Genomic DNA, 12,157 nt, shown 5'->3' with positions numbered 1-12,157 from the left:
TACAATTTTGTAAGGTCAAAAGACGTTAAATTCATGTATAATAAAAACAGAGGTGATGATAGTCATGAGAATATTAATTGTGGAAGATGATCAGGATTTATGTCAAGAGTTGAAATTGTTATTGGATAATGCTGGATATGATGGGATGATTTTAAAAGATTTTGAACATGCTAAGGAAGAAATTTTAGCACTTTGTCCAGATCTTGTTTTATTAGATATTACAATTCCCTTTATGAATGGAGAATTGCTGTTAAAGGAATTAAGAAAAGAAACACAGATTCCAATTATTATGGTGACGAGCCAAAATAATGAAGTCGATGAGGTTTTAAGTATGAGCTATGGGGCGGATGATTATATTTGTAAGCCTTATAATCCAACTTTATTATTGTTAAGGATTGAAGCGGTTTTAAGACGGGTTCATCGAAAATTGAATCATTATACTTATCGTGATTTGGTTTTAATACCCGATCGTGGGGTTGTAAAATGTCATGATGAAATGCTGATCTTAACTAAAAATGAGATGCTTATTTTAAAATATTTGATTATTCATCAAGGGCAAATTGCCTCACGTGAAGAAATTATGATGGATTTATGGGATAGTGAAGAATTTGTTGATGATAATACTTTAACAGTTAATGTGAGTCGTTTGCGTCAAAAGCTAAGAAGCATTGGTTATGGTGATGTGATTGAGACAAGGAAAGGATTAGGGTATATATTGGTATGACAATGAAAGACTATCTTCAAGACAAGGCTTTTATATTTTTATTTTATGGTATGATGGTTGTTATGACATTGTTGATGTTATTGGCTTTTCATGTGAATATATCTTTAATTATTTTGATTATGGGAATTGATTTTTGGTTTATAAGTATCATTGAGGTTTTTGATTATCAAAGGAAAAAACAATTTTATACAAATTATTTATCACAGTTAAAGATGTTAGAAGAAAAGTATTTGATTTGTGAACTCATCAAAGAACCTTCTTTTTTAGAAGGAAGAATTCTTTATCAATCATTATATGATATTAATAAGTCTATGTTAGAGAAAATTAATGATTTATCAATGAATATGGAAGATTTTAAAGATTATGTTGAGATGTGGATTCATGAAGTAAAGATTCCCTTATCGCATCTCACTTTGACTGTTCATAATCACAAGAGTGAAGTATCATTACAAATTCTTGAACAAGTTCGTAAACTAGAAAATCAGGTTGATCAGATTCTTTATTATGTACGTAGTCAAAGTGCCCAAAAAGATTATCTTGTGAAAAATAATCATTTGTCACAAATGATAAAAAATGTCATTGTGAAAAATAAAGATTATTTTATTTTTCATCAATTAAAAATAAAATTAAAAGATTTAGATTATGAAGTTGTTACGGATATGAAATGGTTTGAATTTATTGTGAATCAAGTTTTAAATAATAGTTTTCAATACAGCAAAAATACAAGTGATTCCTATATTGAAATTTCTGCTTATGAAAATCAAGAAGCAATTGTTTTATCAATCTATGATAATGGGATTGGGATTTGTGCTTCTGATTTACCACGAGTCTTTGAAAAATCTTTTACTGGAGAAAATGGTCGTAAGCATAAAAAATCTACAGGAATGGGACTTTATATTTGTCATAAGCTTTGTGAATGTCTAGGGCATACTATGACAATTGAATCAAAAGTGAATCAATATACAAAAGTAAATATTATTTTTTATAAGAATCATTATTATCATATGGATGAAGTGACAAAATTGTAAGGTTATGTTAGGAACATCGATGGCAACATATATATAAATTAGACATAATGAAGATGACAAAGGAGGAAGGTTATATGGAACCTATTTTAAGAATTGAAAATATTGATAAATATTATGGTAATAAGTCAAATCTAACAAAAGCTTTAAGTCATTTATCATTGCATGTCAATAAAGGTGAATTTGTTGCGATTATGGGTGCAAGTGGAAGTGGAAAGACCACTTTATTGAATTGTGTATCAACGATTGATAAAGTAACTGCTGGTCATATTTATATTGGTCAAACAGATATTACTCAGTTAAAGGGTAATGCTTTGAATCGTTTTCGTCGTGAGGAACTTGGTTTTATCTTTCAAGATTTTAATTTGCTTGATACTTTAACAGCATATGAAAATATTGCTTTGGCTTTATCAATTCAAAAAGTTGCTGCAAAAACAATTGAAAAGCGAGTTCAACAAATTGCTCAGGCTTTAAATATTGAGGATGTTTTAAATAAATTTCCTTATCAAATGTCAGGTGGACAAAAACAACGTGTTGCTTCAGCAAGAGCTTTGATTACCAATCCACAATTAATCCTAGCTGATGAACCAACTGGAGCCTTAGATTCCCGTTCATCACAAATGCTACTTTCAAGTTTACGTCAATTAAATGAACAATTAGAGGCAACCATTATGATGGTCACTCATGATGCCTTTAGTGCCAGTTATGCTTCACGTGTGGTTTTTATAAAAGATGGTCAAATCTTTAATGAGTTATTAAGAGGCGATAAAAAACGTAAAGAGTTCTTTGATGATATTATTGATGTTGTGACATTACTTGGAGGACAATAAGATGTTATTGAGACTCTCTTTAAGAAATATCAAACGTAGTTTAAAAGATTATACGATTTACTTCTTTACGTTAGTTTTAGGTGTTGCGATTTTCTATTTATTTAATTCTATTGAAAGTCAAAGTGTGATGATGGATGTTTCCTCATCTACTCGTGAAATTATTAAAATGATGGTTAATTTCTTGTCAGGTGTTAGTGTCTTGGTATCTTTTATCTTAGGTTTCTTGATTATTTATGCAAGTCGTTTTTTGATGAAAAGACGTCATAAAGAATTTGGAATCTATATGATACTTGGAATGGGAAAACGACAAATCTCTTGGATTTTATTATGTGAAACTTTTTTGATTGGACTTGTTTCATTGGGGTTTGGTTTATTGATAGGGATTGCTTTATCGCAAGTGATGAGTATTTTTGTAGCAAATATGTTTGAAGCTGATATGACCCGCTTTGAATTTATCTTCTCATCATCAGCTACTTTCAAAACAATTCTTTATTTTGGGGTTATTTATGTTATTGTGATGATTTTTAATACGTTTTCAATTGGACGTCAGCAATTGATTGATTTGTTGTTGTCTAAGCGTAAAAATGAACAGATCAAAGCTAAAAATACTTGGCTTTGTACATTGGTTTTTCTTTTATCTATTGGGATGCTAGGTTATGCTTATTATTTAGTAACAGCAGGAGTGACACAATTAGATAGTGCAGATAAAATTTTTATTCCAATTGCTTTAGGGATTAGTGGGACATATCTTTTGTTTTGGTCATTATCAGGTTTTATTTTGAAAATCATGATGTTTTATAAAAAGCATTATTTCAAAGGTTTAAATAGTTTTGTTGTGAGACAATTTAGCTCACAAATGAATACAACAGTTTTTTCTATGAGTCTTATTTGTTTGATGTTATTTACAACCATTTGTGTTTTATCAAGCGGGATAGCTTTAAAAAATGCTGTGACTTCAAATATGCAAGAATTCACACCAGTGGATATTTATCTTGAAAAGAATTGGGATTTGGCAGGTCAAAATGCGAATGGAAAACAATATACTCAAGGTGAAATTGCTGATTCGCATATAAGTATTGCCGAGACTTTCCGTCAATTAGATTTTTCTATTGATAAATATTTTAAAGATGTTTGTACCGTCAATACATATGCAACCAATGATTTAACGTTGAAAGATACTTTAGGAAAAGCCTTCCCATCAATCAAACAAAAATATACATTTTTAAATACCGATATGGCTGAAAATATTATGCGTATAAGTGATTATAATCAGATTGCTAAAAGATATGGTCAAAAACAATTTCAACTTTCAGATCATCAATATATGATTGTTGCTAATTTTGATAATATGGTAGCAATAAGAAATCAAGGTTTAAAAGCGAATAGTCCTATTCAGCTGCTTAATCAAACATACACTCCTAAGTATCAAACGTGTCAAGATGGCTTTGTTGTTCCTTCTTCCAATGAAAGCAACTCAGGAATTATCTTGGTGCCAGATCAAGCAGTTAATGAAAGTATTCGTGCGCAAAATATTATGATTGCTAATTATAAGGCTAATGATAAAGCCGGGTGTCAAGCAATTGAAGATAAGATTATTGCCCTTGATCAACATCCTTATAGTAAAAATACAAATCTTGATGCAATCACACGTATTTCGATTTATGAAGGGAGTGTCGGAATTGGAGCAATGGTAATTTTCATTGGAATTTATATTGGCGTTGTTTTCTTGATTTCGAGTGCAGCTTTATTGGCATTGAAGGAATTAAGTGAAAGTGCTGATAACAAAGAACGTTATACGATGCTTAGAAAAATTGGAACAGATGAAAAAATGATTCAAAAAGCTTTGTTTAAACAGATTGCTTTATTCTTTGTTGCTCCATTGATGGTAGCAATTGTTCATTCAGTTTTTGGAATTCAATTTTGTACATATATTATTTCAACATTTGGGAAACAAAATTTATTACCATCAATTATAGCTACGGTTATCTTTATCATTTTGATTTATGGTGGTTACATGATGGTGACGTATTATTCAAGTCGAGCTATGTTAAAAGATTAAGAAGATGTCTAAGGCATCTTCTTTTTTGTATGTTCTTTTCATATGTTTAAATGATGGAGGAATCACCATGAAAACAAAAAGAATCATTATTTTAACCTTAATTATCGTCATCTTTGGATTAATAAGTGTTTATAGTTCTTCCCATGTCTGGGCACTTTATAAATATGATGACTCCTTATATTATATTAAACGTCAAGCGATTTTTGCTTGTATTGGGATTATTGCGATGTTTATAACATCACGGATTGATTATCATCTTTATAAAAAATATTATAAACCAATTATTTTAGTTTGTTTTCTATTATTGATATTAGTTTTAATTCCTGGTTTAGGGGTTGTTAGAGGAGGGAGTCGTAGTTGGTTTAATTTTGGTATTTTTGCTTTGCAGCCTAGTGAGTTATTTAAGATTGGAATGATTATTTTTGCGGCTGTATACATTGAAAAAAACTATTATCATATGAAGAAATTGAAATACAGTTTAAAGTTGTTGCTTGTGATGGGACTAGGTTTTTTATTGATTATGTTACAACCGGATTTTGGTAGTGGAATTGTTATGGCATGTAGTATTGTTGTTATGATTATTGTTTCACCTTTTCCTTTTATTTATTTTGTCTTTTTAGGGGTCTTAGGGGTAGTGGGAATTGTTTTTATGATTCTTTCTGCACCATATCGAATGAAACGTATTTTATCTTTCTTAGATCCTTTCCAAGATCCTTTAGGAAGTGGTTTTCAAGCTATTCAAGCTTTGTATGCAATTGGTCCAGGAGGTTTGTTAGGTGTAGGTTTTGATAAAAGTATTCAGAAGCATTTTTATTTACCTGAACCACAGACTGATTTTATTTTTGCGATTGTTGCAGAGGAATTTGGTTTTTTAGGAGGGATTATTTTAATTGGTCTTTATTTATGTTTGTTTAAAACAATTTTACAAGTGAGTAAAAATGTCAAAGATTTGTTTGGAAGTCTTTTGATGATAGGAATTGTTTCTTTGATTGGAATTCAAACATTAATTAATTTAGGTGTTGTTGTGGGATTGTTCCCAGTAACCGGAGTTACATTACCATTGATGTCATATGGAGGAACAAGTTTAACAATTACTTTAATGAGTATAGGAATTTTAATTAATATCTCGAAATCTGCAAATTGTGTGCTATAATAAACAATGGGAGTGATAAAAATGAAGATAATTGTTAGTGCAGGGGGAACGGGTGGACATTTATATCCCGCGTTAGCTCTTGTTGAATATATAAAGACACAAGATATAAAGGCTGAATTTTTATTTGTTGGAACAACGGATCGTTTAGAATCACAAGTGGTTCCACAAAAAGGCTATGCTTATAAAGGATTAAAAGTAAAAGGGTTGGTTGGCAATCCTTTACAAAAAATAAAGAACGCTATGATTTTTGTGAAATCTTTAAAAGAATCTAAAAAAATATTGAAGGAATTTCAACCAGATATTGTTGTAGGATTTGGGGGATATCCAAGTGCTTCAATTGTTTTAGCTGCAGCAAAGATGAATATTCCTACAATGATTCATGAACAAAATTCAATTATTGGATTAACCAATAAAATTTTAATAAAAAAAGTTGATAAGATTGTATGTTGTTATGAAAAGGCGTATAATGAATTTCCTCATGATAAGACAGTTTTATTAGGAAATCCTCGTGCGAGTGTTGTGACTCATCAAAAAATGCAGGATATTCATGATATTTACAACATTCCTTCCTCACGAAAAACAGTTGTTATTGTGATGGGAAGTCTAGGTTCTTCATCAGTTAATAAAGTGATGAAAGAGGCTTTAAGACAGATGCAATATGATGCTTTTGATATTGTTTATGTAACAGGTAAAAATTATTATGATGAAATGAAGGAAGAATTAAAGGATTTAAATGATTCCATTCATTTGGTAAGTTATATTGATGATATGCCTAGCTTAATAGCAAGCTGTGATTTGATTGTTTCACGCGCTGGCGCAACAACTTTAGCTGAAATTACTGCTTTAGGGGCAGCATCATTAATTATTCCAAGTCCATATGTGGTTGCTAATCATCAAGAATATAATGCTAAAGAATTGGTTGATGCATCAGCGGCTCATTGGATTTTAGAAAAAGATTTAACGGCTTCAGGATTTGTCAAAGAAACAAGACATTTATTATCGCATGAGGATGTTTTAAAGAATTTAGCAAGTCATGCAAAGGCTTTAGGAAAACCTCATGCTTGTGAAGATATTTATCAAGAAATATTAAAAACATTAGAAAGGAAATAGATATGGATTTTGATCAAGTATTCTATGATTTGGTTGATTTGGATTTAGGTGAAATCTTAGAAAATGAACCAATGTATAAACATACAACTTTTAAAGTGGGTGGACCTGCTCGCTTTTTTGTGCATATTAAAGATATTGATGCTTTAGGACGTGGTATTCATTATTGTCGTCAACATCAAGTAAAACATATGGTGATTGGTAAAGGTTCGGATTTATTGTTTTCTGATAAAGAATATGAGGGTGTGATTTTTTCTCTATCACAAGGGTTGAATCATGTGCATATTAATGGTTTAGAAATTCGTGCTGGAGCTGGGGTCAGTATGATTTATTTGGCTTATGAAGCAGCCAAAACTGGTCTTTCTGGTTTTGAATTTATGGGTGGAATTCCTGGAACAATTGGTGGAGGCGTTTATATGAATGCCGGAGCTTATAAATATTGTATGGCTGATGTTTTTACTTCAGCAGTTGTTTTAAATGACGAAGGAGAATTGGTAACTTTAAGTAAAGAAGAAATGCAATTTTCTTATCGTAAATCGATTTTACAAGAGCATAAAGATTGGGTTTTGGTGGAAGCAACATTTACAATGGCACCACGTGATCCTCAAGAAATTATGCAAGTTTTAGATAAACGTAAAGAAAAACGGATGACAACACAACCATGGAATTTTGCGAGTGCGGGAAGTATTTTTAGAAATCCTGAAGAAAAACCAGCCTGGAAATATATTGATGAATGTGGTTTAAGAGGATATGAAATTGGTGGGGCACAAGTTTCACCAAAGCATTCTAATTTTATTGTTAATAATGGTTATGCGAGTGCTAAGGATATTTTGGATTTGATTTTATTGGTTGAAAAAACTGTTTTTGATCGTTTTAGAGTGGAATTAGAGAAAGAAGTTATCTTGGTTAACTGGGAGTAGGTGATGTGAATGTCTCATCAACAGGAATACTATTATAATGAACATGATGAGAATCAGGCTATAAAGATTTTAAAAACAAAAAAGAAAAAAAAGTTAAAAAGACGTTTTAAAGTTCTTCTTTATTTGATGGTTTTTGTTTGTATTGGAGCGTATTTTGTGAGTGATTATTCAAAGGTTAAATCTATTGTGGTTACAGGTAATCATGAAGTGAAAACAGCGGATATTTTAAAAAAAATATCGGTTAATAAATCTTCTTATTATTTGTTTGTAAATACTGGGAAAATTGAAGATGAAGTCAAAACAGTTCCTTTGATTAAAAAGGCTTATGTCAGTAAAGATTGGCTTGGACATGTTAAAATAGAAGTTGAAGAAGCTCAAAAAGTAGCTTATTGTATCATTGATAAAACAACTTATGTGATTGATGAATTAGGCAATGTTTCTTTAACCGCTGATCAAAGTATAATTGCTTCGTTACAAGCAACTCCGCAGTTAACAGGTTTTAAAGATTTAAAGTTTTTAAAACAATTTGCTAAAGAATATGTAAAAATTCCTGAATTAATTAAAAGTCAAACGAGTGATATCATTTATTCGCCAATCAAAGCTGATACATCACGTTTGAAGTTTCTGATGGATAATGGCAAGATTCTCTACTTAAGAGTAGAGAGTATGGTTGAGCAACTTTCTAAATTTGATTATGAGGCTTTTATGACAGCTTATAGTGATCGTTGCGAATTTAGTTTTGAAGGAAATCATGTTTATATGAAAAAATGTAAATGATGTATCTTGTCTAACAAGGTACATTTTTGCTTAAAAAAGATTCTTTGTTTCAAGATTATGTGTTTTCTTATCGGGAATTTTATGATACAATGATAAAGAAGTATTTTTTTAAAGGAGAATCATTTATGAAAGATATCTATGCTGTGTTAGATATAGGAAGTGCAACGATTAAACTCCTAGTTGGGGAAGTCGTAAGTGCTAATATAAATATTTTATTTTCGAAAAAAATAACGAGTCACGGAATTCGTAAGGGTAAGATTGAAAATATGCCTAGTGTTGTCAGTGAAATCAAACTGTTGTTAGATGAAGCTTCAAAATCATTAGGGGCAACCATTACGAAAGTCGCTTTATGTATTCCTTCATTTCATGCACATATTTATCAAAGTGATGGAATTACAAAGGTCAATTCTCCTTTAGATCAAATTACAAGTGATGATGTTGTGAGAGCTTTAAAACTTTCTAAACGTTTTGAATTAGATAAAGACGAGGAAGTCATTTCGGTTATTCCTACAATGTTTCAACTTGATACCAAATCAATGAAAGAAGTACCTATTGGGGCAAAGTCTGCATCATTAAAGGCTGAATCATTGATTATTACAACAAAGAAAAAACTTCTTTATGGATATATCAGTGCTGCTGAAAAAGCCGGTGTTGAAGTTTTAGATATTACAATCAACGCTTATGCTTGTGCAAAAGAAGCTTTTGATGCAGTATATCTTCAAGAAGGTGCGATATTGATTGATATTGGTTATAGAACATCAACTGTTGCTTTTTTTGAGGGTGGATATTTAAAATATATTGCCCAAGCTGGGGTTGGTGGATATGATTTGACTAAAAAGATTGCTACATCTTGGCAAATTCCTCTAGATAAGGCTGAGGTGTATAAAGTGAAATATGGAACGTGTGATCTCAATATTGGAGACGAAGATATTATACATACAACACGCGATAAAGAATTTGAAAAACATTACACACAAAAAGATTTGTCAGAAGTTTTATCTGCTGGAGTCAAAGATATCATGGAAGTCATTAAGACTAAAATTGATGTGATTAATGATGGAAGAAGCTATGAAACTGTGATTGTTGGTGGTGGTGGAGAACTTCCTGAAATTGATCGTGTGGCTAGTGAGATTTTACAAAGTGCAGTTAGAACTTATCGTCCTGATACAATTGGGGCAAGAGATATGTCTTTTGTTTCATGTTTAGGAATGATGTATTATTTAAATGATCGTGCAAAGATTTTAGGACATTTAGATCCTTCGGTGGTTTTACCAGATATTTCTAGTACGATGAGTATTCGTTTTAAGGGACTAACGAAAACAAAACCCGTTCATGGGGATAAGAAAAAAGGAAAGTTTTCTAAAGTGATTGAGAATTTTTTTAGCGAAGAAGATTAATATAAAAGTGAGGATAGGAAATATGGATAGTAATTTAGATTTTGTTCAGGTTGCGAAGATTAAAGTTATTGGTGTTGGTGGCGGTGGTTGTAATGCCGTTGCAAGAATGGCTAAAGACGGTGTTAGAGGTGTTGATTTTTATGTTGCCAATACGGATGCTCAAATTTTAAAAGGTATCGATATTGAAAATAAAATTATCTTAGGAAAAGAATTAACACATGGTTTAGGTGCTGGGGGAAATCCTGAAGTTGGACGTAAAGCTGCATTAGAAACTGAAGAAGAAATTAGACAAGCTTTAGCTGGTGCCAATATGGTATTTATTGCTGCTGGTATGGGTGGAGGAACAGGAACTGGTGCTGCACCTGTTGTTGCAAAGATTTCTAGAGAATTAGGAGCTTTAACAGTTGGGGTTGTGACATCTCCTTTTACCTTTGAAGGACCAAAGGTCTTAAGACAAGCTAAAGGTGGTTTGGCTGAGTTAAGAGAAAATGTAGATTCAATTATTGTTGTTTCTAATGATCGTTTATTAGATGCGATTGGTAGAAAACCTATGGGTGAAGCATTTAGAGAAGCTGATAATGTATTAAGACAAGGAGTACAAACAATTACTGATTTAATTGCTATTCCTGCTTTTATTAACCTTGACTTTGCTGATGTATCTTCAGTTATGAAGGATAGAGGTTCTGCATTAATTGGAATTGGAATGAGTGATGGTGAAAATAAAGCTGAAGAAGCAGCATTGCGTGCTATTTCATCACCATTATTAGATGTGTCTATTGCAGGGGCAAAAGATGCAATTGTTAATGTGACAGGTGGAACAAATATTACATTATATGATGCTAATACTGCTCTAGCAACAATTAGAGAAGCTGTTGGTAATGATGTGAATACTGTTTTAGGTGTGGCAATTAATGAACAATTAGATGATCAAGTTATCGTTACAGTTATTGCAACTGGTTTTGAAGATGAAGAAGAAGTTACACCAGTAACGCCTAATCAACCAAAACAAACATCTCCATATGAATCAACAGTAAGACCAACTGTTTATGATGTTGAAGATGATGACGATGATGTACCAGCATTTTTAAGAAATAGAAAATTATAGGCTAACGTTTGTTAGCTTTTCTTGTATAAGGAGGATTTTATGAAAAAATTAGGATTTATTGGTATGGGAAATATGGCAGGGGCCATTGCTCAAGGAATTGTTAAATCAGGATTTTTAAAAGGTGAGGATATTATTGCTTATGATATTGTCAGTTCACAGCTAGATAAAGTTAAAGATTTAGGGTTTGTGATTGCGAAGGATGAAAAAGAAGTTGTTTGTGAAAGTGAAATGGTTTTTATTGGTGTTAAACCGCAAGTTGTCGAGAAAGTATTAGAACCATTGATTGATTTGTTAAAAAACAAAGCATTAATTTCAATTGTTTTAGGATATGACTATGCTCGTTATCAAGAATTGCTAGATTCATCTACAAGACATATTTTTGTTATGCCAAATACACCTGCCCGTGTTTTAGCAGGTATGTCTTTAATCGAAGAAACCCATTCATTGACTTTAGAAGAATTTGATTTTGTTAAAAAAATGTTTTCATCGATTGGCGAGATTGAAGTTGTACCTTCCCATTTAATGGGGGCTGCAGGAACTTTAAGTGGCTGTGGACCTGCTTTTGTTTATATGATTATTGAAGCATTAGCTGATGGTGCAGTAAAGGAAGGTGTTCCTAGAGATATGGCTTATAAACTTGCTTCACAAACGATTGTTGGTTCTGGACTTATGCAATTAGAAACATCATTGCATCCAGGAGTATTAAAAGATCAAGTTTGTTCCCCAGGTGGGTCAACAATTAGAGGAGTAGAAGCGTTAGAAAAAGGGAATATACGTGCTACTTTGATGGATGCTATAACATCTGCTGTTCATTATAAATAAAATGTCAAAAAATGCTGATTCAAAAAACTGCGATGGAATCAGCGTTTTTCAAAGAATCGATAAAAAAGTGCAAAAAAAGTAAAAAAAAGACTTGCAAAGGGAGGGATGAGATGGTATTATAGATGAGCACTCGGCAAGAGGGCAGCAAACGGACATTGAAAACTAAACAGAAAACACGTCAATAAGAAGAAACAAAGAAGAGCTAGAAGACAGAAGTTGTCTTTAGAGATAGACAATG

At 31.8% G+C, this 12,157-nt stretch carries 11 protein-coding genes; all 11 read left to right on the top strand.

Annotated elements, in window-relative coordinates:
• Positions 1-64 precede the first annotated feature (64 nt).
• The 11 genes from EDD60_RS02150 to proC all read left to right on the top strand — a co-directional run bounded on the left by EDD60_RS02150 (position 65) and on the right by proC (position 11,919).
• The gene (locus tag EDD60_RS02150; RefSeq protein WP_066446069.1) at positions 65-724 is read left to right on the top strand and encodes a response regulator transcription factor; all 660 of its coding nucleotides are present in this window, start codon (positions 65-67) and stop codon (positions 722-724) included.
• Positions 721-1,752 (top strand): sensor histidine kinase, encoded by a 1,032-nt coding sequence (locus EDD60_RS02145; RefSeq protein ID WP_066446066.1) that lies wholly within the window; start codon positions 721-723, stop codon positions 1,750-1,752. Before EDD60_RS02150 ends, EDD60_RS02145 begins: the two co-directional genes overlap by 4 nt.
• A gap of 74 nt (positions 1,753-1,826) precedes the next feature.
• Entirely contained in the window at positions 1,827-2,579 is a 753-nt protein-coding gene (locus EDD60_RS02140; protein ID WP_066446063.1) for an ABC transporter ATP-binding protein, read from the top strand.
• Position 2,580: 1 nt separating this feature from the next.
• Positions 2,581-4,638, top strand: a complete 2,058-nt coding sequence (locus EDD60_RS02135; protein WP_066446060.1) for an ABC transporter permease — start codon at positions 2,581-2,583, stop codon at positions 4,636-4,638.
• A 67-nt stretch (positions 4,639-4,705) separates the two neighbouring features.
• Positions 4,706-5,791, top strand: coding sequence for a putative lipid II flippase FtsW (gene ftsW / locus EDD60_RS02130; protein ID WP_066446058.1), 1,086 nt, complete (start codon positions 4,706-4,708; stop codon positions 5,789-5,791).
• Between the two features lie 21 nt (positions 5,792-5,812).
• Positions 5,813-6,901 (top strand): undecaprenyldiphospho-muramoylpentapeptide beta-N-acetylglucosaminyltransferase, encoded by a 1,089-nt coding sequence (murG, locus tag EDD60_RS02125; RefSeq protein ID WP_066446055.1) that lies wholly within the window; start codon positions 5,813-5,815, stop codon positions 6,899-6,901.
• Between the two features lie 2 nt (positions 6,902-6,903).
• Positions 6,904-7,818, top strand: coding sequence for a UDP-N-acetylmuramate dehydrogenase (gene murB, locus EDD60_RS02120; RefSeq protein WP_066446053.1), 915 nt, complete (start codon positions 6,904-6,906; stop codon positions 7,816-7,818).
• 9 nt (positions 7,819-7,827) lie between these two features.
• Complete coding sequence (locus EDD60_RS02115) at positions 7,828-8,595, top strand: cell division protein FtsQ/DivIB (RefSeq protein WP_066446047.1); 768 nt, start codon at positions 7,828-7,830, stop codon at positions 8,593-8,595.
• Between the two features lie 125 nt (positions 8,596-8,720).
• Positions 8,721-9,992 (top strand): cell division protein FtsA, encoded by a 1,272-nt coding sequence (ftsA, locus tag EDD60_RS02110; RefSeq protein WP_066446044.1) that lies wholly within the window; start codon positions 8,721-8,723, stop codon positions 9,990-9,992.
• A 22-nt stretch (positions 9,993-10,014) separates the two neighbouring features.
• Entirely contained in the window at positions 10,015-11,097 is a 1,083-nt protein-coding gene (gene ftsZ / locus EDD60_RS02105) for a cell division protein FtsZ (RefSeq protein ID WP_066446041.1), read from the top strand.
• Between the two features lie 39 nt (positions 11,098-11,136).
• Positions 11,137-11,919, top strand: a complete 783-nt coding sequence (gene proC, locus EDD60_RS02100) for a pyrroline-5-carboxylate reductase (protein WP_066446035.1) — start codon at positions 11,137-11,139, stop codon at positions 11,917-11,919.
• Positions 11,920-12,157 lie beyond the last annotated feature (238 nt).

It is taken from the genome of Longibaculum muris (assembly GCF_004343035.1).
GTDB lineage: Bacteria > Bacillota_I > Bacilli_A > Erysipelotrichales > Coprobacillaceae > Longibaculum > Longibaculum muris.
The sequence above is the reverse complement of the archived record's forward strand: the minus strand, read 5'-3'. Positions and strand labels throughout refer to the sequence as shown.

Bases quoted from the DNA above. Each gene is read 5' to 3' on its own strand.
- EDD60_RS02140 (WP_066446063.1), top strand. From the start codon at position 1,827: ATGGAACCTATTTTAAGAATTGAAAATATTGATAAATATTATGGTAAT.
- EDD60_RS02150 (WP_066446069.1), top strand. From the start codon at position 65: ATGAGAATATTAATTGTGGAAGATGATCAGGATTTATGTCAAGAGTTG.
- ftsA (WP_066446044.1), top strand. From the start codon at position 8,721: ATGAAAGATATCTATGCTGTGTTAGATATAGGAAGTGCAACGATTAAA.
- ftsW (WP_066446058.1), top strand. From the start codon at position 4,706: ATGAAAACAAAAAGAATCATTATTTTAACCTTAATTATCGTCATCTTT.
- murB (WP_066446053.1), top strand. From the start codon at position 6,904: ATGGATTTTGATCAAGTATTCTATGATTTGGTTGATTTGGATTTAGGT.
- EDD60_RS02145 (WP_066446066.1), top strand. From the start codon at position 721: ATGACAATGAAAGACTATCTTCAAGACAAGGCTTTTATATTTTTATTT.
- murG (WP_066446055.1), top strand. From the start codon at position 5,813: ATGAAGATAATTGTTAGTGCAGGGGGAACGGGTGGACATTTATATCCC.
- ftsZ (WP_066446041.1), top strand. From the start codon at position 10,015: ATGGATAGTAATTTAGATTTTGTTCAGGTTGCGAAGATTAAAGTTATT.
- proC (WP_066446035.1), top strand. From the start codon at position 11,137: ATGAAAAAATTAGGATTTATTGGTATGGGAAATATGGCAGGGGCCATT.
- EDD60_RS02135 (WP_066446060.1), top strand. From the start codon at position 2,581: ATGTTATTGAGACTCTCTTTAAGAAATATCAAACGTAGTTTAAAAGAT.
- EDD60_RS02115 (WP_066446047.1), top strand. From the start codon at position 7,828: ATGTCTCATCAACAGGAATACTATTATAATGAACATGATGAGAATCAG.